The 26,080-nt window shown below is 58.9% G+C and carries 27 protein-coding genes and 1 CRISPR repeat array (1 of these 28 cut by a window edge); of the genes, 13 read left to right on the top strand and 14 right to left on the bottom strand.

Going from position 1 to position 26,080, the window contains the following annotated elements:
- Positions 1–16: 16 nt before the first annotated feature.
- From CYA_RS05335 to tnpA (CYA_RS05320), 4 genes are all read right to left on the bottom strand, one after another.
- Positions 17–2,551, bottom strand: coding sequence for a dynamin-like GTPase family protein (locus CYA_RS05335; RefSeq protein WP_011430009.1), 2,535 nt, complete (start codon positions 2,549–2,551; stop codon positions 17–19).
- A gap of 114 nt (positions 2,552–2,665) precedes the next feature.
- Complete coding sequence (locus CYA_RS05330) at positions 2,666–3,325, bottom strand: SDR family oxidoreductase (RefSeq protein ID WP_011430008.1); 660 nt, start codon at positions 3,323–3,325, stop codon at positions 2,666–2,668.
- A gap of 244 nt (positions 3,326–3,569) precedes the next feature.
- Positions 3,570–4,664 (bottom strand): CsgG/HfaB family protein, encoded by a 1,095-nt coding sequence (locus tag CYA_RS05325; protein WP_011430007.1) that lies wholly within the window; start codon positions 4,662–4,664, stop codon positions 3,570–3,572.
- Between the two features lie 87 nt (positions 4,665–4,751).
- Complete coding sequence (gene tnpA / locus CYA_RS05320; protein WP_011430006.1) at positions 4,752–5,228, bottom strand: IS200/IS605 family transposase; 477 nt, start codon at positions 5,226–5,228, stop codon at positions 4,752–4,754.
- Between tnpA (CYA_RS05320) and CYA_RS05315 the strand changes: the two genes are divergently transcribed.
- From CYA_RS05315 to CYA_RS05290, 6 genes are all read left to right on the top strand, one after another.
- On the top strand, positions 5,184–6,455 hold the full coding sequence (locus CYA_RS05315; RefSeq protein WP_011430005.1) for an RNA-guided endonuclease InsQ/TnpB family protein: 1,272 nt from the start codon (positions 5,184–5,186) through the stop codon (positions 6,453–6,455). The genes tnpA (CYA_RS05320) and CYA_RS05315 overlap by 45 nt on opposite strands.
- Positions 6,456–6,752: 297 nt before the next feature.
- Positions 6,753–6,935, top strand: coding sequence for a 50S ribosomal protein L32 (locus tag CYA_RS05310; RefSeq protein WP_011430004.1), 183 nt, complete (start codon positions 6,753–6,755; stop codon positions 6,933–6,935).
- 94 nt (positions 6,936–7,029) lie between these two features.
- A complete protein-coding gene (locus CYA_RS05305; RefSeq protein WP_011430003.1) occupies positions 7,030–7,428 on the top strand; it encodes a J domain-containing protein in 399 nt (132 codons plus the stop codon).
- A 127-nt stretch (positions 7,429–7,555) separates the two neighbouring features.
- The gene (locus CYA_RS05300) at positions 7,556–7,819 is read left to right on the top strand and encodes a DUF3143 domain-containing protein (protein WP_041438969.1); all 264 of its coding nucleotides are present in this window, start codon (positions 7,556–7,558) and stop codon (positions 7,817–7,819) included.
- Positions 7,820–7,825: 6 nt separating this feature from the next.
- On the top strand, positions 7,826–8,584 hold the full coding sequence (gene gloB / locus CYA_RS05295; protein WP_011430001.1) for a hydroxyacylglutathione hydrolase: 759 nt from the start codon (positions 7,826–7,828) through the stop codon (positions 8,582–8,584).
- Between the two features lie 170 nt (positions 8,585–8,754).
- The gene (locus CYA_RS05290) at positions 8,755–9,825 is read left to right on the top strand and encodes an EAL domain-containing protein (protein ID WP_011430000.1); all 1,071 of its coding nucleotides are present in this window, start codon (positions 8,755–8,757) and stop codon (positions 9,823–9,825) included.
- Here CYA_RS05290 and CYA_RS05285 read toward each other — a convergent pair.
- Both CYA_RS05285 and CYA_RS05280 read right to left on the bottom strand, forming a co-directional pair.
- Positions 9,776–10,966 (bottom strand): MFS transporter, encoded by a 1,191-nt coding sequence (locus CYA_RS05285; RefSeq protein WP_011429999.1) that lies wholly within the window; start codon positions 10,964–10,966, stop codon positions 9,776–9,778. The genes CYA_RS05290 and CYA_RS05285 overlap by 50 nt on opposite strands.
- A gap of 140 nt (positions 10,967–11,106) precedes the next feature.
- Positions 11,107–12,411: an RNA-guided endonuclease InsQ/TnpB family protein gene (locus tag CYA_RS05280; protein ID WP_228375464.1), complete on the bottom strand. Its 1,305-nt coding sequence runs from the start codon at positions 12,409–12,411 to the stop codon at positions 11,107–11,109.
- Between CYA_RS05280 and tnpA (CYA_RS05275) the strand changes: the two genes are divergently transcribed.
- A complete protein-coding gene (tnpA, locus tag CYA_RS05275; RefSeq protein WP_011429998.1) occupies positions 12,367–12,843 on the top strand; it encodes an IS200/IS605 family transposase in 477 nt (158 codons plus the stop codon). The genes CYA_RS05280 and tnpA (CYA_RS05275) overlap by 45 nt on opposite strands.
- Positions 12,844–12,973: 130 nt before the next feature.
- Here tnpA (CYA_RS05275) and CYA_RS14395 read toward each other — a convergent pair.
- The 5 genes from CYA_RS14395 to CYA_RS05245 form a co-directional block, all read right to left on the bottom strand.
- Positions 12,974–13,920 (bottom strand): IS630-like element ISSoc15 family transposase gene (locus tag CYA_RS14395; RefSeq protein ID WP_148203181.1). Its coding sequence is split into 2 segments (ribosomal slippage): positions 12,974–13,584 and positions 13,584–13,920, totalling 948 coding nucleotides; the frame shifts between segments, so codons are not numbered across the junction.
- A 620-nt stretch (positions 13,921–14,540) separates the two neighbouring features.
- Positions 14,541–14,885 carry an ArsR/SmtB family transcription factor gene (locus CYA_RS05260; RefSeq protein WP_011429997.1) on the bottom strand — a complete coding sequence of 115 codons (345 nt, stop codon included), beginning with the start codon at positions 14,883–14,885 and terminating at the stop codon, positions 14,541–14,543.
- A 131-nt stretch (positions 14,886–15,016) separates the two neighbouring features.
- The gene (locus CYA_RS05255; RefSeq protein ID WP_011429996.1) at positions 15,017–15,304 is read right to left on the bottom strand and encodes an antibiotic biosynthesis monooxygenase family protein; all 288 of its coding nucleotides are present in this window, start codon (positions 15,302–15,304) and stop codon (positions 15,017–15,019) included.
- A gap of 28 nt (positions 15,305–15,332) precedes the next feature.
- On the bottom strand, positions 15,333–16,079 hold the full coding sequence (locus CYA_RS05250) for a phosphoadenylyl-sulfate reductase (protein WP_011429995.1): 747 nt from the start codon (positions 16,077–16,079) through the stop codon (positions 15,333–15,335).
- A gap of 75 nt (positions 16,080–16,154) precedes the next feature.
- Positions 16,155–17,078 (bottom strand): metallophosphoesterase family protein, encoded by a 924-nt coding sequence (locus CYA_RS05245; protein WP_011429994.1) that lies wholly within the window; start codon positions 17,076–17,078, stop codon positions 16,155–16,157.
- 263 nt (positions 17,079–17,341) lie between these two features.
- On the opposite strand from CYA_RS05245, the gene CYA_RS14045 reads away from it, so the two are divergent.
- The gene (locus CYA_RS14045) at positions 17,342–17,509 is read left to right on the top strand and encodes a hypothetical protein (RefSeq protein ID WP_083759159.1); all 168 of its coding nucleotides are present in this window, start codon (positions 17,342–17,344) and stop codon (positions 17,507–17,509) included.
- A gap of 113 nt (positions 17,510–17,622) precedes the next feature.
- Complete coding sequence (gene recJ, locus CYA_RS05240) at positions 17,623–19,851, top strand: single-stranded-DNA-specific exonuclease RecJ (protein WP_011429992.1); 2,229 nt, start codon at positions 17,623–17,625, stop codon at positions 19,849–19,851.
- Between the two features lie 22 nt (positions 19,852–19,873).
- Here the strand turns inward: recJ and CYA_RS05235 are convergent, their stop codons facing one another.
- A complete protein-coding gene (locus tag CYA_RS05235) occupies positions 19,874–20,188 on the bottom strand; it encodes a hypothetical protein (RefSeq protein ID WP_041438224.1) in 315 nt (104 codons plus the stop codon).
- A 512-nt stretch (positions 20,189–20,700) separates the two neighbouring features.
- Here CYA_RS05235 and CYA_RS05230 point away from each other — a divergent pair.
- Both CYA_RS05230 and CYA_RS05225 read left to right on the top strand, forming a co-directional pair.
- Positions 20,701–21,192 (top strand): cytochrome c oxidase assembly factor Coa1 family protein, encoded by a 492-nt coding sequence (locus CYA_RS05230; protein ID WP_011429990.1) that lies wholly within the window; start codon positions 20,701–20,703, stop codon positions 21,190–21,192.
- A gap of 80 nt (positions 21,193–21,272) precedes the next feature.
- Positions 21,273–22,793 (top strand): YcjF family protein, encoded by a 1,521-nt coding sequence (locus CYA_RS05225; protein ID WP_011429989.1) that lies wholly within the window; start codon positions 21,273–21,275, stop codon positions 22,791–22,793.
- On the opposite strand, the gene CYA_RS05220 is transcribed toward CYA_RS05225, so the two are convergent.
- Positions 22,790–23,113, bottom strand: a complete 324-nt coding sequence (locus CYA_RS05220; RefSeq protein ID WP_011429988.1) for a hypothetical protein — start codon at positions 23,111–23,113, stop codon at positions 22,790–22,792. The two genes, CYA_RS05225 and CYA_RS05220, sit on opposite strands and share 4 nt — an antisense overlap.
- A 144-nt stretch (positions 23,114–23,257) precedes the next feature.
- On the opposite strand from CYA_RS05220, the gene rpsN reads away from it, so the two are divergent.
- Positions 23,258–23,563 (top strand): 30S ribosomal protein S14, encoded by a 306-nt coding sequence (rpsN, locus tag CYA_RS05215; protein WP_011429986.1) that lies wholly within the window; start codon positions 23,258–23,260, stop codon positions 23,561–23,563.
- Between the two features lie 239 nt (positions 23,564–23,802).
- Entirely contained in the window at positions 23,803–24,435 is a 633-nt protein-coding gene (locus tag CYA_RS05210) for a ribonuclease D (RefSeq protein WP_011429985.1), read from the top strand.
- A gap of 9 nt (positions 24,436–24,444) precedes the next feature.
- Here the strand turns inward: CYA_RS05210 and ald are convergent, their stop codons facing one another.
- Positions 24,445–25,536 carry an alanine dehydrogenase gene (gene ald / locus CYA_RS05205; protein WP_011429984.1) on the bottom strand — a complete coding sequence of 364 codons (1,092 nt, stop codon included), beginning with the start codon at positions 25,534–25,536 and terminating at the stop codon, positions 24,445–24,447.
- A 335-nt stretch (positions 25,537–25,871) separates the two neighbouring features.
- Positions 25,872–26,080: a CRISPR direct-repeat array (repeat unit 37 nt; unit sequence GTTGATCCCTACCTTTTCCCCGCAAGGGGACGGAAAC) (it continues 431 nt past the right edge of the window).

The following is a 26,080-nucleotide window of genomic DNA, read 5'->3' as shown; positions in this document are numbered from 1 at the left end:
ACAAAGACAAGCCGCTCTATCTCAAATCATCGAGAATGCTATCCAACTCTGGAAAACTCTCGTCTATGGGTGTAGAACGACCAAGAGCGACTGCTTCGCTTGCATTGCTGTCACCTACTTGCTGTTCAGGAAGACTTGCCAAAATTTGAACTGACTCACCAACAGAGGAAGGTTCAGGACGAGTAATCAAGGGCAGCATCTCACGATTGAGGCCCAAAGCTTGCAAGCAGAGGTTGATCCCAGAAACAGCTTGGTTGTACTTGTCTATGCTTGCCTCCAGTTCTTTCAGCCGCTGTTGGTTAAGCGCAATTTTCTCTTCAGCCTCTTTTCTGAGAGTTGCTTCCATGAACTGCTTTGCTTCTGGGTACTTTTGCAAAATCTCATCGGCTACTTGCTTGGCAACCGGCAATAGCTGAGTTTTTAGAGTATTGTTGGTCTCTTGTCGGAAGCTAGAACGCACTGTCTGGTTAACTTTCTGCTCGAAGTCAAGCTTAAGTAATTGTCGGATTCCAGGCTCTGCGTCGCGAATAGCAGAGATGTCATAAGATTGGCTGGTTTGCTTTAGGACTTCTCGAAACTGGTAGATCGAGAATGTTCCTTCGTCGTAGAAGCGGGGACTTTCTCTGAGGTAGCGGTCGCACTCTTTTCGGGCACCATTGACAAGAGAACTCAAAGTTACCTCCTTAACCAAAAGAAGCTTTTTCTCCAAGTCCCCATCGGATCCCAGTAGGCGAAACAACTGCCTGTAGTAGCTCGAGCTGCGAACTTCATCAACAAGGCGACGAAAGAAGTTCTCTACAAGCGTGCTGGCTGATTCTACCAGGATGTCCTCTAGATGGTTGGACAAATAATAAAAGGCTTCGACCAATACAGCTAAGAATGGAGCTGTGGAGTTGCGGGGACGAATGCGAACGGCTTGACTGTAAACATTGTCCAACGAAAAAGTATCCAAAAGCTCATCTAGCCTCCGTACCATCCTAGTCTTCAATTTATGGAAATCGTTCTCAAATTCTTTGTTTTCTCCGTTAATAACTTTATTGACTACTGTCTGGATATGCTCGTCAAACTCTCGGCCAATACTGGCTAGCTGCTGATTGATCAGCGTCAGCTCATAGGAAATCATGCTGTCAATCTCTTTGGGCTGGCTATCAATGTCTCGGTAGAGATCTAGATAGGACTTCCTCATCTCGATACAGAGAGGTTGCAAATCATCGGCCAGCGCGGAAAATAGCTGTGGCCGCTTTTCTTCCGTTAAATAACGAGTGATCCCAGCCCGAAAGTCTTCAATACCGCTATCTTTAATCATATACTCAATCAAAGGTTTTCCCCACTCCCTCAGAATCCGAACGTAGTTATTTATGGGTGTGTCGTACCCATGTACAGAAGGGCGGAACGGGGATCCAACTAGCCTACCCGACGTGCAGTACTTATTAAACTCGCTGACAAACTGGGGCGTTTCTTCCTCACCACCCAATTCTTTGATGCTTTCTGAAAAGATTGTATCCAGTCCAAATCGATCCTCGGGGGTAGTTGCCTTGATCTGGGAACCATAGAAGCCGAGAAGGCCGCTTGTCTTAAATACGCGGAGTTGACGAAACTGCTGGTCGATAATGTTTTCTAGTCTCTGCTTTAGTTGTGCGTTGTACCAAGTCTCGTCAATCCGGTTAAATACATAGAAGACCCGATCCCTGATGCTATCATTACTTTGAATATGCTCAATAAGCTCTGTCTCTTCCTTGGTCAGCTCACCCGTTGCAGCACACTTGAGAACGCAAACAACTGCGGACGTATCCGGATCGGCAATTTTTCGATAAGTACGCTCTGCATCCGCTTTGACTGGAGCATCGATCCCAGGAGTATCGACAATAACGTTTCCATCTTCCAGCAAGGGGTGGTGGCAATAGTATTCCACCTTTCGCAAAACTGCGCTATTGGCGCCGCGCCGGGCAAAACCCGCAGCTTCTCTTAGGTTGCCGAAGTTGAGCTGCTCCATCGAGAAGACTTTGTTCTCGGTAGGGTGAATTTTGTCCCGGTTCTGCTGGAAACCTGTAATCAACAAGCGGAGGGCATCCGCCTGCTTTGCCCGCTCTGACTTGCTTTTACCTCCCTCCTGTTGAATAATAGCCTCAGCACGCTCCTTCAGGGGATTCAGTGCAGTGTCTTCCAGCCTGCTGAGTGACGGAGCCAAGTTTAGGAAAGCGCAGAAGGCGGTCATCTGTTCTTGCACTTCCTGCTCGCTGAGAAAAGTGAGCACCACTCTCTCAGCATTTGGCTCTGCGTAGCCAATGTAGCACTCTGTCCCTGTGGCGTGTCCTTCGGCGCTGTAGAGAAGCTCCCTTTCTAGCAAAGCGTTGATCAACATCGACTTGCCGGCGCTAAAAGCACCGGCGAAGACAATCTCAAAGGTTGGGGAAATAGCCTTGCTCAGCGAAGCTTGAATTCGGGTTGTATCTTGCTTTCCTGAAAGGGTGGGATCCTGCTGCCAGAGGTTTAGAATCGTTTCAACGTGCTCCCGTAAGTTTTCGCACTGAGGCAAGAGTTGCACAGCCATCTCAGGGATCTCCGCTAGGGCTGGGGAGATTATAACGCCCTCAGCCCTAAGGGGAAGGTTCTCATGCTACTTTTCTTCAGATAAGGCACCCTTTGATGGCTAACAGCACAGAACCTAGCTTGCCAGGGCAAAGAGGTCGCTCCACTCGCGGTTGGGAACGCCGGGCTTGGCGATGATCTCGAAGATGCGGTTTTTCGCTGCCGGTTGAAACAAGCTTTCGACAGCTACCTGGGCAACTTTGATGCGAGGGACGCTGCCCTCAAAGAGGGTATCGGCCTTGGAGAGGACAACGCCATCTTCGTTGTCCTGGTTTTTCAGGCCCCCTGGCCGAATGATGGTGTAGGTGAGGCCGCTTTTTTGCAAGTATTCTTCGGCTTGCTTTTTCCACACCAAGATCAGCCAAAACAAGTTGAGAGGATGGAACAACTGAGACACGCACAGAGAAGAAATCAAAACAAAGTGTTGGATCCCTTTGGCCTTGGCTACATCCACTAAGTTCTTGGTGCCTTGGTAGTCCACTCGGTAGGGCAGAAAGGGATCCCAACTGGGCCTAGCGCCAGTAGCGCAGAGCACCACCGTGCATCCTTCCATGCCGGCTTCCAGCGTGGCCGGATCCAGCACATCTCCCACCACCACTTCTGCTTCGGGGGGCAGAACCCGAGCGGCCAACTCGCGGCTGCGCACCAGCGCCCGTACCGGGATGCCGCGGCCCACCAACTCTTGGACAATGCGCCGCCCTGTTTCTCCTGTAGCCCCTGCAACAAAAGCCTTCATCCTCTCCCCCTGCCAAACTGCTTAATGTGACGGTGGCGGTTCCAGGTTCCATGCTGGCCTTGCTAAGACCATTATCTTCCCAAAATCCGCCCAGGCAGGGATCCTGTCCATGCGACAGGGGTAGTCGCGGCAACCGCGGGCGCCAGCTTCGATCCCGGCAGCCGGCCAGCTCCAAAACATCCTCCGCTCCACCGCCGGGTAGACCTGCGGTTCAAAGGGAAGGGATCTTGAAAGTCTTGAAGCTTTATTGAATAGGTTTGGCCACATCCCCCACCTTAAAGCCAGAGCTGCTGAGAATGCGGCCCACACTGGATCCCTGATCCACCTCTGTCAGTTGGATCTGGCCAGCGGGCTCAGTCAATTTGCGCAGGACTGCCCCCGTGGCCGGATCTTTAACCTCGCGAACGACGGGCTCCACAGACAGGATCAATCCCACGCGGTAGCCGTCGCTGCTGCCCTTGTTCAAGATCACCTGGTTACCATAGACATCCGCCACCAAGGCATCGACGGTCGGCAAAGAGCGGGGCTGGGCCGCTAAGCGACTGGCAAAACCGGCCAACTGCTGGGCAATTTGCTCCACCGCCTGTTGGCTGGCCAAAACCAGCAGCTTTTCTTCGTTGCTGGTGGCCGATCCCCCGCCAAAGTCGGCAACCGTGACGGTGCTATCCGACTGGCTGACGTTGCCCCGGCCCTCGACCACGGCCAAGATCTCCGCCGTGCTGGTGCTCACCAGGCGGGCATTGAGCTGCACGTTGGCATCAGCATCCACCACCTCGGCCCCCACCGCCAGCGGGAAGCTGCCGAAGGGGGTCAAGACCCGCGCCTCACCCCCAGAACGGCGCACCGACACATCGAACTGGGTAACACTGCCGAGGATCACAGCATCGACCCCGAGGATCCGGCCCACCTGAGCGGCGGTGTTGGCATCTAAGCGCCCCGATAGCCCCAAGTTCTGCTCGGCCAAGATCGCGTCCAGCCGCGAGGGCTCGATAACCGAAAAGGTGCCATCTCTCACCAGCCGATCCACCAGCAGATCGCTCACCCCCCGGGATGCCTCGCGCAGGCTGTAGGAATTGCTGAGGCTGCTGAAATCAAAATCCAAAACCGCAACGCGCGGGCGAGTGGTGGGTTGAGGCGCTTGTCCTACCTGGCTGGGGGCAGAGAGATTGCAGCGAAGGTCTTGGGGAAACTTCTGGCACAGCTCCGGATTGGTGGATTGGGCAGCCACCGGGATCCCCATCCAACCCAAGCTCAGCAGCGGGATCCCGAACAGCAGAATGGAAGAGAGGCTGCGCCTGGTTGAGCGATCTCCTAGATCGAAGAGGTGGCCACAGTCCATCAGAACCTCCGGGGTACTCCCGCCACAGCGCAGCTTGGCGGGCTGGAGGATAGGCGGTGAGACGAAGGGGTTCAATGCCCCTGAGTCTCACAATCTGGGCGTTGCCTGCTGCTCGACATACTTCTTCAACTCCTCAACGGTGACCCCACCACAAGAGGCAACAAAATAGGCCCCTGCCCAAAATACAGGCTTGCTGTAGAACCGTGCCACCTCTGTGGCGAACTCTTTGCGAATCAACCGGCTGGAGACTGTTTTCAGGTTGTTCACCAGCTTCGAGACCTGAACATCCGGCGGAAAACTCACCAACAGATGCACATGATCCGCCTCACCGTTGAACTCCACCAAGGAACAGCGCCACTTTTGGCAGGTCGCTCGAAATATATCTTCCAGCCTCTGCAACATTGGAGCAGTTATCACCCGACGACGGTACTTTGTCACCAGCACCAAGTGGATTTGTAGGCTGTAAACAGAACGATGGCCTATGTTGTAGCTCGTTGCGCTAAATGCTAGAACCGTCTCATGATTATCACCTACGAGTACCGGATCCTGCCCAGCGACGACCAAGCCGCTCTGATGACCGAGTGGCTGGAATTGTTGCGGCGGCAGTGGAACGACGCTCTGGGGCAGAGACTGGACTGGCTGACCGCAACCCGTTGCCCAATTGACCGCTGCAGTCTTGTCTCGTGCCCGTTGCCTGTGTCAGAAGCTCCGCTGGAGCCGAATTATTATCGGCAGGCGGGATCCCTCAAACAAATCAAGCAACTATTCCCGGCCTACCGGGGCATTTACGCCGAGGTGCTGCAGCAAAACTTGATGCGGCTGGACAAGGCGTGGAAAGCGTGGCAGGTGCCGGATAGCACAGGCAAGCGGCGGGGGCGGCCCCGCTTCAAAAAAGCGGGGGAGTTGAGATCCTTCACATTCCCCCGCATCAATTGCCCCAAGGCGGGAGCGCATCTGGAAGGGGAGACTCTGCGGCTGAGCAAGATTGGCTCGATGCCTGTGGTGCTGCACCGCCCCTTACCAGAGGGGTTCGTGCCCAAAACCTGCACAGTGGTGCGCAAGGCCGATGGGTGGTATGTCTGCATTACTTTGGAGGACAAAAGCGTTCCTCTCCCAGAGCCTGTGCCGGTCAAAAGGGCGGTGGGTATTGATGTGGGATTGGATAGGTTTCTCACCACCAGCGATGGGGAGGTGGTGCCTATCCCGCGGTACTACCGCCAAGCTCAAAAGCACTTGGCTCGACAGCAGCGGCAACTGAGCCGCAAAGTGAAGGGGTCCGCCAACTGGAAGAGACAAGCCACGAAAGTTGCTTGTTTGCAGTTGCACGTTGCCCGACAACGCAAAGCGTTCCACTACCAAGTGGCGCACTGGCTGGTGGGGCAATACGACCTGTTGGTGGTGGAGGATCTCAACGTCCGAGGGCTGGCACGGACTCGGTTGGCTAAATCGATTTTGGATGCGGCTTGGGGACAATTTCTTGACATTCTGACAGCAGTGGCGGTCAAACGCGGCAAACAGGTGTTGAGAGTGGATCCCCCTGGTACGTCCCAAAATTGTTGTGTTTGTGAGGAGCGTGTTCCCAAGACCTTGTCGGAACGGGTGCATGATTGCCCCCGTTGCGGGTCGTGGGACAGAGACTTGAACGCTGCTATCGAGATTTTGAAGCGAGGACTCAGGGCGGTGGGACTGCCGCTCTCTGGCTGTGGAGGATCCTGGTTTACCAGTCCGTTGAAGCAGCAACTCCGGGAAGTGATTCTCGGAAGCTCCCGTCTACAGCCCGTCAGGGCTTAGCGGGAGAGGATGTCACTCTCAGCTTGCACCCAAAAGCGGGGCGGTGACCGGCATCACCTGGGCGCCTGTTCCCAGAAGATGTCCTATACTCTACCGATTCCAAGGCCATTGGGAGAAGGGATTGAGAAGGTTGGCACAGAGGAGTTGACAGATCTCAACAGTTAAGACTGAGCAGAGATGCTCGCCCTTTGTGAGTTGCCGGAAAAAGCTTGACCCGCTTTATTGGGCCGGGTTTAGATTGGGATCGAGCGTGCAAACTCAGTGTTAGCCTAGTAAAGCTGTGTTTTTGTACAAGCTATGCCTGTTCCTAAGAAGAAAACCTCCAAAGCCCGCAGTCGCAGGCGGTATGCGGTTTGGCTGGGCAAAGCCAAGCTTCAGGCCCAGCGGGCGATGACCATTGGGCGCGCCATCCTCAGCGGTCGCAACACCGGCTTCTACTACCCCAAAGCCAAGTCGGAAGAAGAGGAGGGAGAAGAATAGGGATCCCCATAGCCGGAAGAGTGGTTTACATTGGGGTCAGGCTCTCTTGAGAGCTGTTCTGCTACCTCCCAGTCTTGGCTGTTCAGCGACTTGCATGCGCTCGTTGACCTCTCTTACCTACTACCAGCGGCTGGGCTTGTCTCCAGGGGCCTCTCCTGAGGACATTCGGCGGGCCTACCGGCAGTTGAGCAAACGCTACCATCCCGACACTTCTCCTCTGGCGCCAGAGGTGGCGATTCGTTGCTTCCAAGAACTCCAGGAAGCCTACCTTGTCCTCAGCAACCCGGCAAAACGGGCCATCTACGATGCCAGCCTGCGGGCGGTGACGGCCAACATGGGATCCCCCGGTGCTGATTCTCTGGAGCTGCGCATGGAAACCCGGCCTCTCTCGGCGGGCGAGCTCTGCGCCCTGCTGCTGATGGGCTCCACCTTCGTGGCGTGTTTGGTGTTGGCGGTTGCTTTGGCCTGGCTACGGGAGGGTGGGGTGGGCTGACCAACTCCGGTTGCTTGTGGATGAGGTTAAGACAAAGCGCTCAGGGCTTCCCATTGATAAGGTGCTTGAATGGAATAGGTTGTTAACTTTTGTTTTGTTCGACGGCTTCTCTGCGCGCCATCTCGCCATGCCTTTGCCTCCTGCAACTACGCCTCTCTACAATCACCCGCTCCACGCCATCGAACGCTGGCTGGAGGATCAGGGCTGCACCCGTGACCCGCAGGATGTGGAGCAGTGGTTTTGCGAGCGGCCCGGCTGGAAAGCCTGCCTGCGCCTGGAGGAGACCAGCATTTGGGTGCGCTATACCTATCCTGATGGCAACACCAAAACTCTGTCTTTTCCCTATTCGCTAAGCCGCCAGGATGTAGAGCAGGCCATTTTTGAGGACTAGCCGGCTATGCGCATTCTGCAACTGCCTGCCCTGCGCGACAACTACATCTATCTGCTGCACGATCCCGAGACGGCCACGGCAGCGGTGGTGGATCCGACAGTGGCCGAGCCGGTGCTGGATAAACTGGCTGAGCTAGGGGCGGAGCTGGTGGCCATCTTCAACACCCACCACCACCACGACCATGTGGGGGGCAACCTGCAACTTTTGGCCCGCTACCCCCGTGCCGTCGTCTACGGCAGCCAGGCGGATCGGGGACGGATCCCGGGCCAGACGGTGGAGCTGCAGGCGGGAGAGACGGTGGCATTTGCGGGCCGGCAGGCGAAGGTGCTGTTTGTGCCCGGCCATACGCGGGGACATGTTGCCTACTACTTTCCCGAAAGCGGGGATCTCTTCTGCGGCGATACCCTGTTTGCCGGGGGATGCGGGCGCCTCTTTGAGGGCACCCCGGAGCAGATGCTGGGATCCCTGGATCAACTGCGGCAGTTGCCGGAAGCCACGCGGGTCTGGTGTGCCCACGAATACACCTTGAACAATCTCAAGTTTGCCCTGACGGTGGATGGGGACAACCCCGACTTGCAGGCGCGCTACCAACAGGTGGTGGCCCTGCGCCAGGCGGGATCCCCAACTGTCCCCAGCACCATCGGCGAAGAGCGCCGCACCAATCCTTTTTTGCGCTGGGATCAGCCGGCTTTGCGGGCGGCTACGGGCGCTCAAGATCCGGTGCGGGTTTTTGCCCGGCTGCGGGGTATGAAGGATCAATTCTAAGGCTGGCCGGAACGCGAACGGGGCCGAGTTGTGATTGGGATCCTGTCCTGACGCTGGGGATTCCCAGTTTGCTTTCCGTAAGATTGGCTTCTTTTTTCGGGAAGGCGGGACATACTGCTAAGTAAGATAGGTAACCTCGGTGGGCCTGCATGGCTACTCCCTAAGCCCCCATGTCTTGTCTTGACTGCCCAGCTCTGCCCACCTTTTTGCAGGAGGCAGGGCGTTTGTTTCTCTGGCTGCCCACTCCTCATACCCACCGGAAAATCTGGCAGGCCCTGGAGGCCAAGACAGAGGTTCCCGTTCAACTTTTGGAAGACCTTGGCCTAGTTGTTGCCATTGCCCAGGGGGCCCTCAAGAAGACCCTGGAGACAATGGCCGAGGTTCTCTCCCAAGAAGAGATGCAGGCCAGCCGCGCCTTGTTTTTGCCTGGGGATAGGGATCCCTGCTGGCAAGATTGCGCCCGGGTGGAGTCGTTGCTGCAGTTGTTCCACCGCACCCAAGCCGAGCTGTTGTTGGAATTGTTGAAGGAAAACCGCCTCACCACCTATTTCCAGCCCATTGTCCGGGCGCGGGATCCCGCTTGGGTGGTGGGCCACGAAGCGCTGGTGCGGGGGTTGGACAGAGAGGGCAAGGTCATTGGCCCGGACTTGCTTTTTGCCACGGCCCGCGAAGCCGGGTTGCTCTATCACCTGGACTTGGCTGCCCGCCGCACGGCCATTGCTGCCGCCACCCAGCACCGCCTCGAGGGGGATCTGTTCATCAACTTCAGCCCCACGGCCATTTACGACCCAGCCTTTTGCCTGCGCTCTACTGTCTGGGCCATCAGCCGCGCCGGGATCCCGCCAGAACGGGTGGTGTTTGAGGTCAATGAATCCGACCGCAGCCCCGATTTGGATCATTTGCAGTGGATTTTGCGGTTTTACCGGCAGGCGGGCTTTCGGGTGGCGCTGGATGACCTGGGCGCCGGCTACGGATCCCTAAACCTGTTGCACCGGTTGCAGCCAGATGTCATCAAGCTGGATAGGGAGCTCATTCGCGGCGTAGATGGGGATCCCTACAAGGCGGTGATTGCCCAAAAGGTGCTGGAGCTGGCCCAAGAGCTGGGGATCGTCACCCTGGCCGAAGGGATCGAGACGGCAGAGGAGCTGCAGTGGGTGCGCGACCACGGGGTGGACCTGGTGCAGGGCTTTTTCATCGCCCGGCCCCAGCCTGTTCCCCCAAGATTAGGATCCATAGGATAGCTGCCCCCACGGCTTGAGCGGCTACTGAGAAGATGACCAAAGCTGGGAGGAAGAGATCGTAGAGCACCCCCATCAGGGCGCTGCCCAAAAACCAGGCCAGGCCGTAGAGGCTGGTAAACAGCCCAAAGGCAAAGCCCCTCGCCTGGGGAGCCACCATGCCGGCTACTGCCGCCTTCATGACCGATTCCTGAGCCCCCAAGCCAATCCCCCAGAGCACTATGCCCACCACCGCCAGCCCGTAGCTGCCGGAAAAGGCCAGCGGCGCAAAACCGGCAGACAGGACCACCGCCCCCAGCAGGCTCCCCAGCCGGATGCGGTCAAACAGCCAGCCACAGCCCAAGGCCGCCAAGGCATCCACCCCCATGGCCAGGGCGTAGAGCAAGGGGATCCCTGCCTCCTCGCTCCCCGACTGTCGTTGCAGATGGAAAGCAATGAGGGGAAAGTCGGCAAACCCCACGGCCACACAGGCCGCTGCTATGAGATAGAGCCAAAAGACCCTGGAAAAGCCTTGTGCTGGAGCGGTTTCCGGCTCCGGCTCAAAGTCGCGCGGGGTGGGATAGAGCCATCGGGCCAGCCCCAGCACCCCCAGCCCCAGGGCCGCCGGGATCCCCAAGGCCAAGAATCCACCCCGGAACCCGTAGCCGGCGGCAACCATCCCTGCCACCAGCAGCGGCCCCCCCACCGCCCCGATTTGATCCAAGGTCTCGTGCAGGCCAAACCCAATGCCCTGGCCCACCTGCAGAGCCGCATGGGAGAGCAACACATCCCGCGGCGGGGTGCGGATCCCTTTGCCCAGGCGCTCGGCCAGCAAAAGCAAAGCGGCCCAAGGCCAACTGTCCACCCAGGCCAAAGCGGGGATCGCCGCCGTGTTGACAACATAGCCCAGGGTGGTGAGCTGCCAGTGCCCTCGACTGGGCCGAGAGGGATCCCTACTGAGCCGGTCGCTCCAGTAGCCCACGCCCAGGCGCAGCCCATAGGCCAACAATTCTCCCCCGCCGGCCACCAGCCCCACCACCGTGCCGCTGGCCCCCAGGGATCCCAAAAAAGCTCCGGAGATGCTGCGGGCCCCCTCGTAGGTGGCGTCAGCGCAGAGGCTGACGATCCCGAGGAGGAAGATAAAGCGCCAAGCAGAATCGGACATAGCCAGCTCCTGAGGACGGGCAATCCAACTGGGGATCGGGACTATGGCTGGGGCTGAGGAGCGTGGTGACATCCTCTCCCGCTAAGCCCTGACGGGCTGTAGACGGGAGCTTCCGAGAATCACTTCCCGGAGTTGCTGCTTCAACGGACTGGTAAACCAGGATCCTCCACAGCCAGAGAGCGGCAGTCCCACCGCCCCCCTATATCCCCCCGTATACGGGGGGACCTGAGTCCTCGCTTCAAAATCTCGATAGCAGCGTTCAAGTCTCTGTCCCACGACCCGCAACGAGGGCAATCATGCACCCGTTCCGACAAGGCCTTGGGAACACGCTCCTCACAAACACAACAATTTTGGGACGTACCACGGGGATCCACTCTCAACACCTGTTTGCCGCGTTTGACCGCCACTGCTGTCAGAATGTCAAGAAATCGTCCCCAGGCTGCATCCAAAATCGATTTAGCCAACCGAGTCCGTGCCAGCCCTCGGACGTTGAGATCCTCCACCACCAACAGGTCGTATTGCTCCACCAGCCAGTGCGCCACTTGGTAGTGGAACGCTTTGCGTTGTCGGGCAACGTGCAACTGCAAACAAGCAACTTTCGTGGCCTGTTTCTTCCAGTTGGCGGATCCCTTCACCTTGCGGCTCAGTTGCCGCTGCTGTCGAGCCAAGTGCTTTTGAGCTTGGCGGTAGTACCGCGGGATAGGCACCACCTCCCCATCGCTGGTGGTGAGAAACCTATCCAATCCCACATCAATGCCCACCGCCCTTTTGACCGGCACAGGCTCTGGGAGAGGAACGCTTTTGTCTTCCAAGCTGATGCAGACATACCACCCATCGGCCTTGCGCACCACTGTGCAGGTTTTGGGCACAAACCCCTCCGGCAAGGGGCGGTGCAGCACCACAGGCATCGAGCCAATCTTGCTCAGCCGCAGAGTCTCCCCTTCCAGATGCGCTCCCGCCCCCCTGCTGGCACCCCAACCCCCCGTATACGGGGGGCAGGGGGGGCGGGGGGATGTAGGGGGGCCGGGGCCGTTGATGCGGGGAAATGTGAAGGATCTCAACTCCCCCGCTTTTTTGAAGCGAGGCCGCCCCCGCCACTTGCCTGTGCTATCCGGCTCCAGCCACGCTTTCCACGCCTTGTCCAGCCGCATCAAGTTTTGCTGCAGCACCTCGGCGTAAACGCCCCGGTAGGCCGGGAACAGTTGCTTGATTTGTTTGAGGGATCCCGCCTGCCGATAATAATTCGGCTCCAGCGGAGCTTCTGACACAGGCAACGGGCACGAGACAAGACTGCAACGGTCAATTGGACAACGGGTTGCGGTCAGCCAGTCCAGTCTCTGCCCCAGAGCGTCGTTCCACTGCCGCCGCAACAATTCCAGCCACTCGGTCATCAGAGCGGCTTGGTCGTCGCTGGGCAGGATCCGGTACTCGTGGGTGAGAATCATGAGACGGTTCTAGCATTTAGCGCAACGAGCTACAACATAGGCCATCGTTCTGTTTACAGCCTACAAATCCACTTGGTGCTGGTGACAAAGTACCGTCGTCGGGTGATAACTGCTCCAATGTTGCAGAGGCTGGAAGATATATTTCGAGCGACCTGCCAAAAGTGGCGCTGTTCCTTGGTGGAGTTCAACGGTGAGGCGGATCATGTGCATCTGTTGGTGAGTTTTCCGCCGGATGTCCAGGTCTCAAGGCTGGTGAACAACCTGAAAACAGTCTCCAGCCGGTTGATTCGCAAAGAGTTCGCCACAGAGGTGGCACGGTTCTACAGCAAGCCTGTATTTTGGACAGGGGCCTATTTTGTTGCCTCTTGTGGTGGGGTCACCGTTGAGGAGTTGAAGAAGTATGTCGAGCAGCAGGCAACGCCCAGATTGTGAGACTCAGGGGCATTGAACCCCTTCGTCTCACCGCCTATCCCCCATCCCGCCAAGCTGCGCTGTGGCGGGAGTACCCCGGAGGTTTTGATGGAATACTTGGACGCTGTGGCAAGTACAGCCTGTTAAGGGCTCAAGGGGTACAATAGCAGCACTTAGCAAACCAACTTCGGAAGGAGGATGGATTGATCAGTAGTAAAGAAGTCTTCACTATCTGCTCCATGCTATATTTCCCAATTCTGCAAAGCTGCCGAATAAAATGCTTCAACACCGACCACATCATCTCAATGGGATTCAACTCCGGCGCATACACAGGCAGGTATAGGATTCGTGCTCCTGTCCCCCTAATCAATTCCTCAACTTCCCGACTCTTGTGGATATTTAAATTGTCCATAATCACAACCTTCCTCGCATCTAGCTTCGGACATAGCTCGCTTCTCAAAAACTCCAAAAAATCTCCTTTCTTCATCCCACCCTTGATGACACGACAGCCAACTACACCTCTCAAGGAAATAGCTCCAATAACCGTATACTTTTCACCCTTGTATCTCTGACGATAATGATAAGCCCTTTGACCACGTAAACTCCGAGATACTCTCCGCTCCATTCCCTCCCAGACTCCCGTCTGGTCGATGGCAATCAAATCCTCCGCTGGAATATTCCTGACTTCTTGACTATAAGCTAGTCGTTCCCTTTGCACCTCCTCTTCTTTGACTTTTGCACTGCGGTAGGTCTTTTTTTTAGAGTCATTCCTTGCTTTTTCAAGAAATTATGTATCGTGACGATGCTTACATTGATTCCTAAGCGCTCGCGCAACAGTTCTTGATACTGCCACAGGTAGAAGTCTGGGTGTTCTGTAATAATTGCCATCACTTCCTGCCGATGTTGTTCCAAAATGCCCACTCGCTTGGTGCCTGCTTTCTTAGGGGCTAAATCTTGAGTTTGTTGGTACTGACGCACCCAGCGGTGTACTGTTCTTTTGGTCACCATGAAGCGTTTAGCTACCTGGCGGATGGAGGTGTTACCTGCCTGGTAGGCTGCTACAACTCTTTGCCGCAAATCCAAAGAATGAGTCGGCATTCCTTTCTCTCCTTCCTCTTGAATACCTGTACCCTATTTTAAATTAAAAGGCTGTAACCAAAACTTTGTTTTCATTCCAACAGGTCGGTTCAAGGAGCGTATTGCGCAATTATGTCGGCATTATGGCATGGAGTTTATTGAGGTAGAGGAGGCGTACAGCTCGCAGGCAAGCTTCCTAGATGGAGATGAGCTACCTAATTATGGTGAAAAACCCGACGGGTGGAGACCCTCTGGGCTGAGGCGAATGCTGCCGCCAACCTGCTTAAGAAAGTCAGCAGAACCTTGGGGCTTTGCGTTAAGGAACTGTCTAGAGGCGCTTTGACAACGCCGTTGCGGGTTCTTTTGTGGACTGCGTAAGAATCCCCCGCCTTTAGGCGGTGGGAGTGTCAAGGTAGCTGTTCGCCGAGAGTGTCGGCAGACGGCTTCTCAGATGCGGAAACTTCTGGTCAGGTTTCACCAAGACAGGGTGGGGGGTGAATCTGAGGAGGAAGTATCTGCTGAGGCAGTTTGAGATTCCTTCACGTCAGCGGGCCGTAGGCCCTGTAGCGGGGGTTGTGGCGTCCCCCCCCAGGGCTAGGGCGGCAGGGCAAGCAACCTGCGCCTCAATCGAGGATAAATACCTAGGGATCCTCCGCACAGGGAACGGCAACCTCAGAGGGCGCAGCTTGTCCTAGGCTATCCAAAAAATGCTGCAAGAGCTGAAAGCGAGGTGGGTTGAGGCTGTAGTAGATCCAGCGCCCCTGCTGGCGAGCGTTGACCAACTGCGCATCTCGCAAGGTCTTTAAGTGAAACGAGAGCTTGGATTGGCTTACCTGCAGCTTTTCGCAGAGATCGCAAACGCACAGCTCCCGCCCACGCAACAGTTGCAGCGCGCGCAGGCGAATCGGATCGGAGAGAGCGTGAAATCCCTCCCGTACCTGCTCACACAGCAAATCCTCCTCTACCTTGGCCAACCACGAAACCATCCTTCGACTAGGGTAGCAAGAGCTTTGCGCTCCCGTCGGCAAGCACTCCCCCCACCCCAGTTGCTCCTGGACTGGGAAGGCCGCCATTGCTTTGCAGCACCAGCGCAACCCTAGGCTCGCGCTGCCTCTGATCAGGTCAACCCCGGCAGCAGTTGGTAATGCAACACCTGCGGTGGCCGAGCAAAGTAGGGCTCGAGGAGGGCGCGCCAGCGGACAAAGTTTTCCGATTGGCGGAAGTTAACCAAATGGGCCTCCAGGGATCCCCAGTGTACCAGCAACAGGTATTGCTGAGGGTGCTCTAAACAGCGCTGCAGTTGGTGCTGCCGATAGCCATCGGTCTGTTGTAGGTAGACAAAGGCTTGCGCGATGGCAGCCTCAAAAGCGGCTTCAGAGCCGGGGCTGACTTCAAACTGAGCCACCTCATAGGACAGGCGAAGGGTTCATAGGCTAGGTGTGCAGGCCGCACTCGGTTTTGGCTGTGCCCTTCCAGCGGCCAGAGCGGGGATCCGCTCCCGGCTCCACCGGCGCCGTGCAGTGGATGCAGCCGATGCTGGGATAGTTGCGGTCGTGGAGGGGGTTGTAAGGGATCCCGTGGTCGAGGATGTACTTCCAGACTTGGCCGTTTGTCCAGTCGGCGAGCGGGTTGAGCTTGAGGCGGTTGCGCTTGCCATCCCACTGCACCTTGCCGATATCGGCGCGGGTGGGGGATTGCTCGCGGCGCATCCCCGTAATCCAGGTGGTGCAGTTGGCCAGGGCGCGATTCAGGGGCTCTACCTTGCGGAGGCTGCAGCAGAGGTCAGGGTTGGTGCGGTACAGCTCCGGCTCATATTGCGCCGCCTGCTCTTCGGGGGTGAGCAGCGGTTTGAAGATCTCCAGCTGCAAATGGGGGTAACGGGCCAACACCTGCTGCTGCAGTTGCAGGGTTTCCGGGAAGTGAAAATCGGTATCCAGGAAAAAGGCGCGCACCTGGGGGCGAATGGCCGTGAGCAGATCGATGAGAACCAGATCTTCCGGTCCAAAGCTGCAGGCCAGCACCAGCCCGTCCCCAAACTCCGCAACGGCCCAGGCCAGCAGGTCGCTCGCCGACAAAGGCTCAAATCGCTCGCTCAGAGAAGCTACCTGCGGCTGATACTGCTCTCGTAACGCCTGAGCCGCCAGCTCCCAGTGGCCGGAGGAAGAAAGGGTTGCAGTCATAGGGGGAAGACATCGAATCCAAGGCTCTTTGCCTTTTTAATCTACACTAATTCGGTCAAGGTTTAGGATTTTTGGCTACTGGGCAACGGCGGGCAGGGATCGAGATCCTTTGGCCCGCAGGGGGATTTGTCCCCAGCGATCCCGCCGAACTCCCATGACCAGGCCATGCCAGAGAGGTCTGGGATCCGGCTCCGGCAGGTGAACCCAGTGGTAGCGCAACACCCCTCGCCGTGGGTTGACGTCCAACTCAAACACGCGCAGAGCGGAGACCGGCCCCACCAGAGGCGGCGCTGTCAGGTAGGGGATTCCGTCCTGCACATAGACCTTCGGCACGTGCAGATGTCCACTCAACACTGCCACCACCCGCCCGTGGTCGGCCAAGAGGGTATGCAGAGCTACAGCTTGCTCGCTGCGAAGCCGGTACTTGCGGAACAAAACCGCATCCATTTGGGTGGGGGAGATAAAGGGAGGCTGATGGATGAGCAGGATCAGCCATTCCTCCGGCACCGCTTGTAGATGTTCGCCTAGCCAGCGCAGTTGCGCGGGGCGCAGCACGCCCTGGGGCAGAGGGAACTGGCCCAGGCTGGCATCGAGGGCAATCAAGCGGATCCCAGGCAGGGGGGAAAGGCTGTAATCGACATAGCCTGTGGGGGCAAGGGGCAACGGAAATTGACGTTGGCACCAGCGGATAAATTGCTCCCGGTTGAAGCGCCCCTCCCTCCCCAAGGTGTCGATATCGTGGTTGCCGAGGCTGAGGTAGTAGGGCACCCGCAGTTGGGCGAGGATCTCCTGGAACACCTCAAAGCTCTCCGGATCGGCTTGATCCACCAAATCGCCGGTGAACACCACAAAGTCCAGATCCGGCACTTGGTTGAGATGGGCAACGGCAGCTTCCAACTGGCGGCGGGGGGAATCGGACATCCACCAGCAGCGGCACCCTGTCTCCGGCATTAGGTGAACATCTGAGACTTGGGCAAAGCAAATCCTTTGGGTGGCCATCACCTAGGTACTTATTCACACCTCACGCCCGCATCATAGTCAATAACCGGCTAGAGGGCTATGGGCTTCTCTTAACCTCAGCCAGGATACCCTCACCCCCAGCCCCTCTCCCTTTGGGAGAGGGGAGTTGTGGTTGCTGCGATTTGGAATCGTCACAAATGAGTCTGATTCTTGTTCCGGCGCCGCTGCCGAGCAACTGCTAGGGTATAGCAACACGGATCTTCGACAAGAGGATCCCTCAGTTCAAGCAAGGAGAAAAAATCATGTCTGCTACCACCCTTGTTCGTTGCGCCTGTGACCACTGCAACTGCAGCTTCGAAAGCAGCCAAGGCTATCGCTACGAAGGCCAACTCTACTGCAGCCAAGCCTGTGCCACCCATGACCACGCCCACCCCTCCCCTTGCTGCGTGGCCTCTCACTGCTGTCAATAGCAGGTTGGCAGGGATCGCTCACCCCGGCTTTTGCTTTCCGGGATCCCAAGCTGCTTTTCTCCCTGAGCAGTTTTTGATAGGCTCCCAGGGAGTTTTATTCCTGTCGAGCTTGCATGGAATACCGCTGGGATCTGCTGCCCACCCCGCCTCAATTTGATCCGGAGCTGAGCCGAGAGTACGGCAAGTATGCGGCCAAGGTGCTGGCTCTGCGGGGGTTGCACAGCCGAGAACAGGCGCGGGCTTTTGTCGATCCTAATCAGTATTCTCCCACGCCAGCGGGATCCCTGCCGGATCTGGAGCGGGCGGTGGCGCGGCTGTTGCAGGCAAGAAAAAGAGGAGAAACCCTCTGCATTTGGGGAGACTTCGACTGCGATGGCGTTACCGCCACCAGCCTCTTGCTCTCGGCGCTACAAACCTTGGGCTTCCGAGTCCAGTTCACTCTACCGCTGCGCAGCACCGAAGGGCATGGCTTGAACCCTCAGCGGCTGCAGCAGGTGCTGGATCAAGGCTGCCAGGTGCTCCTGACGGTGGATTGCGGCATAGGCAATGCTGCCGAGATTGCTCTGGCCCAAGCCCAAGGGATGGACGTGATCGTGACGGATCACCACGCCCTGCCGGATCCCTTGCCCCCTGCCTATGCGGTGGTCAACCCGCTGCGCCTGCCAGAGGAACACCCGCTGCGCTTTCTGCCGGGGGTGGGGGTGGCCTACAAGCTGGCGGAGGCCCTCTACCAAGCGCTGGGGATCCCTGGTGTAGAAGAGTACCTGGATCTGGTGGCGGTGGGGATCGTGGCCGATGTGGCGGTGTTGCAGCGGGAGTGCCGCTACCTGGTGCAGCGGGGCCTGCCCGTGCTGGCCAACACCCAGCGTCCGGGGCTGCGGGCTCTTTTGGATTGGGTGAGCAACAGCCAATCCTCAGGAACGCCGACAGCCCAGGACATCGCCTTTCGCCTTGCCCCCAAGCTGAACGCCATTGGTCGCTGGGACGATGCCAGCCTAGCGGTGGAGCTGTTGACCACCTCGGATCCGCAGCGGGCCCAGACGCTGGTGGAGCATTTCGTTGCCCTCAATGAGGAGTGTCGGCAACTCACCCAACAGGTTCTGCAAGAGGCCAGCCAACAGGTGGAGAGCTTGGATCTGGCGCGGGAGCGGGCAATTGTTTTGGCCGGAAGCGGCTGGAATCCGGGGGTTTTGGGGATCGCCGCGGCGCGCTTGGCGGAGCAGTACGGTTGCCCGACGGTGTTGATTGCCAAAGACGAGAGGACGGGACGGGGCTATGGTTCGGGCCGCTCGATTCCGGGGGTGAACCTGGTGGAGGCCATCGAGGCTGTGCGTCCCCTCTTGCTGGGGGGAGGCGGCCACCCCATGGCCGCTGGGATCCAAGTGGATCTGTCCTGCCTGGCCGCCGTACAACTGGCTTTGCGGCGGGAGCTGGCCGCACGGGTCGGCCCGGATCGCCAAGCTCGCGCCTTGGCGGTGGAGATTGTTATCGATTGGGAGCGGTTGGCCTCTCAGGGCCGGGATAGGGTGGCAGAGCTGGACGAGGTGTATCGGCAGTTGCAGCTTCTGCAGCCCTTTGGCCACGGCAACCCCAACCCTGTCGTAGCCTTGATGAACGTTCGCCGCGGCAGCGTCAGGCTGAGGGCTTCCCAGAATGGCCGCCACCTGAAGTTTGAGCTGGGATCCCGTGCCCTCTGGTTTTGGGAAGCCGGCGAAGAGCTGGAGCGGTGGCAAGCATGCCAGGCCTTGGACATCGCCCTGCAGTTGGAAGCCGAGCAGCCCTGGCAGGGCAAAGTGCTGGCGGTGCGCCCCTCTGGCGACTGGCAGGCGCCCACCGTTTCCGCCCCCAGCCTTCGGATCCAGGATTACCGGCAACGCCCCCTGCCGGATTCCCTCCAAGAAGTCTTCCGCTACGATGGGCAGGCCCTTCCTCTCGAGCAAGACTTCCTCCCGTCGGCAAAAACAGCTCTGCTGCTGGCCCGCTGGCCCTGGCTGCCGGCAAATCTAGCCCAACTGCTGCAGCAGGTGCAGCCGCAAACGCTGATCCTGGCCGCTTCTGGTCATCACTGGAAGCGCCTCCCCCACCAAATCGCCCGACTCCAGGAATTGGGGCGGACGGGACAATGGGATCCCCATGTCCTGGCGGCGACAACCGGCTTGCCCTGGCAGTGGCTGGCGGAATTGGAGGGGCCGGAGCAGATCCCAACACGGCTGCTGGGCCGCATTCAAGAATCCCAAGCTTTTCACCGCTGGCTGGACGAAGCCAGCCCCACCCAGATCGCCCAGCTCTGTCAGCGGCTGCTGCGACCGGATCCCCTGCCGGCAGTTGTTTCTCCGAAGTAGAAGACGCCCCCCGGCACCACCATCAGCCAACTTTGGGATTGCGCACTACGCTTAGCCCTGCCGGCTGGAGTTGTGCCTCTTCGGCTCTGTCGGGCAGCGGGCGCAAGGGAGGGCCAAAGCGGCCAACGGCTATGGTGTTGTGCAAAGCCGGGATCCGGCGGATGGATCCCTGGCGTAGGCAGCGGTGCAGGCGGCGCAGCAGGAAGAGGTCAGCCTCGGAGCAATCCTCTTGGAAGACTTTGACGTTAAGTTCGTGTTCCTGAGCAGCGGTAAGCAGACCGGTCATCATGGCAGTTTGAATAATTTGCTGCACAATCGTGCTTTTGATCTCGCTCATGGTGGGGATGCTATTGGATTGAGACTTTTCGCTGGTTTCATTCTCGGCAAGACCCTCTGAAATGGACTGCGCCGAATGGCGGATTGGATATACGCACTTTGCCGGCTTTTTCGCTGCCCAAGATCCCGGGCCTTTCACGGGTTTATAAGCTTCGACTTTGCTCAGATCCCATGCGGAGAGAAACCTAGGATCGGCGATGCGTTAGACTTTCACGTCTAACTCGAAGCCGGAGCAGCAATTGGATACTTAGGGATCCCATTGATGGGGCAGTGCAAAATTAAACTTGCAAATGGCTTGTCTGAACTTGCTTAACTTGGCCGACATCCTATTTTTTCGAGCCACTGTCTGTAGTAATACGGAAACGAAGAGGCCTTGCAACTACCGACAAATGGCGTAGGCCTGTCCAGACTTTACTTTCTGCAATCCCTGCCAAGGGAGAGCTGGCTCCCCCCTCAGGGGGCAGCGCAGCCGTTCTGTGTTAGTTTGGGGGCGTCCTACTTCTGCGATTGGCTGTGTCGGAAAGCCCCCAAAAAGTCGGCTGTGCCGCCCCTTTGGGCTGCTGTGGATGCGGCTGTCTGGGCCTGCTGGCGGTGCTGGGCTTGGGGCTGGCGGGGGCAGGGATCCTGGTCTGGAATGGGATCCGGGCTTCAGGCGCCTATCGCACCTACCAGTTGGCGGTGGAGCGGCTCGAACAGACTGCGGTGGTGGTGGAGCGGCTGGGGGATCCCCTGCGTCCGGGCTGGCCCTCGCGGCTGCGCTTTCAAGAGGATGAGCAAGCCGGCTGGGCCTGTCTGTCCTTTTTGATCACGGGATCCCGGCGCACCGGCGAGGTGGCTGTGGAGTCGGAGCGGGGGGTGGCCGGCTCAGCCTGGCAGTTGCGCCATCTGCAGGTGAAAGTGGATGGGGATCCACAGGCCATACAGATCCTGAAAGGGGAGGGGGGATCCCGCTGTGAACAAGAGGAGCCGGCTGCAGGGGCAGTGCTGCCGACAGGCGAGATCTGAGTAGTTGGACATGCTTAGCCGCGGGTAAAGTCAAAAGGACTCCGTCCCGCTGACGCGAACGGTTGTGGCCCTGGATCCCTATGCGAACAGTTCCCTATCTGCGCTTGCTGCTGCTGTTGGCGCTGTTGGCCTCGTTCGCGGGCCTGATCGTCTGGCTGATCCAATCGTTTTTGGATCTGTACTACGCCACCCGCTACCACCCGATTTTGGGGGGGCTGTTGATCGGGGTGCTGGTGTTGCTGCTGCTGGTGTTTTTGGCCGCTTCCATCTACTACTTGTTTCTGTTCCGCCCCGCCCCTAAAACCGAGAGGCTTCCCAGGCCAGCTCCCCCGGCAACTCCTGCCGAGAAGTGGGAGGCAGCCCGGCGCAACCTGGCGCAACTAGAAGCTCAGATGGCGCAGATCCAGGATCAGGTGGCGCGGGCGGCGCTGGCGGAACGGTCGGCCCGGCTGGCCCAACAGTTGGCCCAGCCGCAACTGAAGGTGGTGGTTTTCGGCACCGGATCGGCGGGCAAAACCTCGCTGGTGAACGCGCTGCTGGGGCGGCGGGTGGGGGCGGTGGGGGCAACGCTGGGCACCACGCAGGCGGTGGCGGTTTACGATTGGGACCTGCCCGGGATCCCCCACCCGGTGCAGATCGTGGACTGTCCGGGCATTTTGGAGATCGGGCCGGCAGGGGCGATGCGGGAAGAGGAGGCGCAGGCCCAGGCCCAAGCTGCCGATCTGCTGCTGGTGGTGGTGGACGGGGATCTGCGCCGGTCGGAGGTGGATCCCTTGCGTCGGTTGATCGCCCTGGGCAAGCGGGCTCTGCTGGTGCTCAACAAAATCGACCGTTACACCCCCGAAGAACGGCGGCTCCTGCTGCAACGGCTGCGGGAACGGGTTTACCCCTTGATCCAACCGGAAGATGTGCTGCCGGCCGCCGCTGCTCCAGCCCCTGTACAGGTGGGATCCCAAACCTGGCAGCCGGAACCGGAGGTGGCGGCGGTGCGGGATCGCGTCCAGGCGGTGCTCTACGCCGAGGGGGGATCCCTGGCGTTGGACAATGCCTTGCTGCAATCCCAGCAACTGGGCGAAGAGGCCAAGCGGATCATCCAGGCGCAGTTGCGCCGCCAGGCGGAGGAGGTGATCGACCGCTTTCAGTGGATCGTGACCGGCGTGGTCTTTGCCAACCCCATCCCGGCGCTGGATTTGCTGGCCATTGCCGCCATCAACGCTCAGATGGTGGTGGAGCTGGGATCCCTCTACGGCTGCAAGATGAACCTGCAGCAGGGGCGGGAGCTGGCCCTGTCGCTGGCCAAGACCCTGGCCGGCCTGGGGCTGGTGGAGGGGGCGCTCCAACTGACCACCGGGCTCCTGGCCACCGTGGCTGAGGTGAGCGTGGTTGGCTTTTTGGCGACAGCCCCCATCCAGGCGGCCAGCGCCGGCTATCTCACCCGCATTGCCGGCAAAAGCTTCATCGAGTATTTCCAGCGCAACCAAAGCTGGGGGGAAGGGGGGATGCAGGCAGTGGTCAAGGCCCAGGTGGAGAGCGCCCAAAAATCGGGCTGGCTCAAGGAGTTTGTCCGCCAGGCCTCAGAACGGGTTTTTCGCCTGCGCTAGTCCTTGTTGGTGGCCTCGACAGCAATGTCCGTCGGCATGAAGGCCAGCTCCATCTGCGCCACGTAGTCGGCGTAGCTGAGGGCGGGCACATCGTCCCATTCCGCCAGGCCGTGCATCCGCTTCGACCACTCGATAAAGGGGGCAGGGTAGGCGTAGGTCAAGCTGGGATCCGCCAGCACCTCTTTGGGCAGCGGCGGAACCGACTTGAGCACGGCCAGCAACGCCGGCGGTCTGTAAATGACCACGCGGGCGGCTTCGATCTGCTCCGGGGAAACCTTGAACTTGGCAGCGATGAACGAAATTACTTTGGAAAGGGCCATCCCCCACCCTCAACTTGGCCTGTACAGCTAGATCGCCGCAAGGGCAAGCAGTCGACCACGGGAATCCCACCGGGGATCCCTTGCTGCAGATTGTTGTTGCCCGCTATCCTAGTAAAGCCGAAAAATTGGGGAAACAGGTGAGCCGTGGCTAAAAAAAGCATGATCGAGCGGGAGAAAAAGCGCCAACGCTTGGTCGAAAAATACCGGGAGAAGCGCCAACAACTCAAGGCGGCCATGGCCGATCCCAACATCGACCAGGCCACCCGCATGGAGCTGCACGCCCAACTGCAAAAACTCCCTCGGGCCAGCTCGCCCACCCGCCTGCGCAACCGCTGCTGGAAAACCGGGCGTCCCCGCGGCTATTTCCGGGATTTCGGCCTCTGCCGCAACAGCCTGCGGGAAATGGCCCACCGCGGCCTGCTGCCGGGCGTGGTCAAGGCAAGCTGGTAGAGCCAAGCTTGCCAGCCGCTGGTTACAACCCCGCCCGCAGGAGCGGAGCGTTGTGAGCGAAAACCAGGCTGCTGGCCGTCTCAGTCGAGGGGAGGGCATCTCCTGTCTCCGAGGGGGGTGGAGTTTGCTCAGGGCTGGTCGGCCAGCGGCGCTGGTTGAGATGTCAAAAACTTTTGTCTTCAGGCGAGGGAAGTATCTCAGCCGGGCGGCTGCTCTCGCCAAGTTAGCGAGGGATCCCTGTGGCCCTAGAGCCTTTCCAGATCTGCGACGAAGATCTCACCCCCGAAGTGGCAGAGGCGCTGGCCGGGGAAACCCTCTTGGCTGTGGACACCGAAACAATGGGGCTGATCCCACAGCGGGACAGGCTCTGTGTGGTGCAAATAGCCAACGCTGCCGGCGAGGTGGTGCTGCTGCGGCTGAGCCGCGGCGTGAAGCAGGCCCCCCATTTGGCGCGGCTGCTGACGGATCCCAACATCGAAAAGATCTTCCATTACGCCCGTTTTGACCTGGCCATGCTGCGCTACCACTTGGGGATCCAGGCCTGGCCGGTCTTCTGCACCAAAATTGCCAGCAAGCTGGCCCGCACCTACACCAGCAAGCACAGCCTGAAGGACGTGGTGGGCGAGCTGTGCGGGGTGGAGCTGAATAAAACTGCCCAGAGCTCCGACTGGGGAAACGTCCAGGCCCTCTCGCCGGAGCAGTTGGAGTACGCGGCCAACGATGTTCGTTACTTGATCCCGGTGCGCCACAAGTTGGCCCAAATGCTGCAGCGGGAAGAGCGCTGGGAGCTGGCACAGCGCTGTTTTCAACACCTCCCCACCCTGGTGGAGCTGGATCTGCTGGGATATGGCAACGTCTTCGAGCACCAGTAGCGAAGGCCCTCAGTTGGCCAAGTCGGGGAAGGTGGCCCGCACCGCCGGGTGGATGAGCTTGCCGCCGCAGAGGTTGAGCCCCTTGGCCAGGGCCGGGTCCTGCTCCAAGGCGGCGCTCAAGCCGAGGTTGGCCAACTTGAAGATGTAAGGGAGGGTGGCGTTGACCAGCGCCTGGGTCGAGGTCCAGGGGACGGCCCCCGGCATGTTGGGAACCCCGTAGTGCAAGACTCCATAGGCTTCGTAAACCGGCTGGGCATGGGTGGTGGCCTTGGTGGTGGCGATGCACCCCCCCTGATCCACGGCCACATCCACGATCAAAGAGCGGGGCCGCATCTGGGCCACCAGCTCTTCCTTCACCAAAACCGGGGCGCGTCTGCCCGGCACCAACACCGCTCCCACCACCAGGTCAGCCTCGCGGACACATTCCTCGATGCTTTGGGCGGTGCTGTAGAGCAGCTCCACCCGCGAGCCGAAGATCAGCTCCAGCTCGTTGAGGCGCTGCAGGTTGATGTCCAAAATCTGCACCCGCGCCCCCAGGCCAACGGCCATCTTGGCCGCCTCGGTGCCCACCGTGCCCCCGCCCAGGATCACCACCCGCCCCGGCGGCACGCCTGGGATCCCGCCCAGCAGCACGCCTCGCCCTCCCTGCTGGCGAGTCAGGTAGTGGGCGCCCAATTGCACCGACAGCCGCCCGGCAATCATGCTCATGGGCATCAAGAGGGGCAGGGATCCATCGGCCAGCTCCACCGTCTCGTAGGCCAGGCAGGTGGCCCCCGAACGCAGCAGGGCCTGAGTCAGCTCGCGGCTGGCCGCCAGGTGCAAATAGGTAAACAGGATCAGATCCGGGTGGAGCAGGGGATACTCGGCGGGCAGGGGCTCTTTGACCTTCACCACCAACTGCTGCCGGTAGATCTCCTCAGGGGTGGCGGCCAGCTTGGCCCCCGCTTTTTGGTAGTCTTCGTCGCTAAAGCCCGCCCCCTGGCCAGCTTGGGTCTCCACCCACACCTGGTGCCCCTGCTCCGTCAGAGCCCGCACCGCCGCCGGCGTCAGGCCAACGCGAAACTCCTGCTCCTTGATCTCTTTGGGCACACCAATGCGCATAGGGATCCCCATAGGGCTGTCTTCCAGTCTAGACAGACCAGCGCTGGGATGGGATCCCTGGCCGACGGGGGGCGGCAGGAATTGTAAAGTTTTGTGCGCAATCTGTCGGGGCGAGCCGTTGTTAGCTTTCCCCTGGCAACACCAGGCTTTAAGAGGAATCTAGAACTGCCTGCCCAAATTGACCCAAAAACGTGACATAATGCCCTCAAAACAGCGAATTTCCCGACTTGCGCTTATCCGGCGAAGCAGTGTTAATATCTGTTTCGGGAAGTCTCCGTACTCCCTCGCAAACGCACCTTGAAAACCTTATGGATTCAGCCTTTTCCGGGGGTAGGGTTGATCCCTACCTTTTCCCCGCAAGGGGACGGAAACACCAATAAGGTAGCCTTCCTTAAAGTTAGTCGTCGATGAGTTGATCCCTACCTTTTCCCCGCAAGGGGACGGAAACACCAATAAGGTAGCCTTCCTTAAAGTTAGTCGTCGATGAGTTGATCCCTACCTTTTCCCCGCAAGGGGACGGAAACCCACACTGGCATCTACATTT

The organism is Synechococcus sp. JA-3-3Ab, assembly GCF_000013205.1.
Lineage (GTDB): Bacteria > Cyanobacteriota > Cyanobacteriia > Thermostichales > Thermostichaceae > Thermostichus.
Note: the sequence above shows the minus strand (reverse complement) of the source record. Positions and strands in the feature narration are given on the sequence as shown.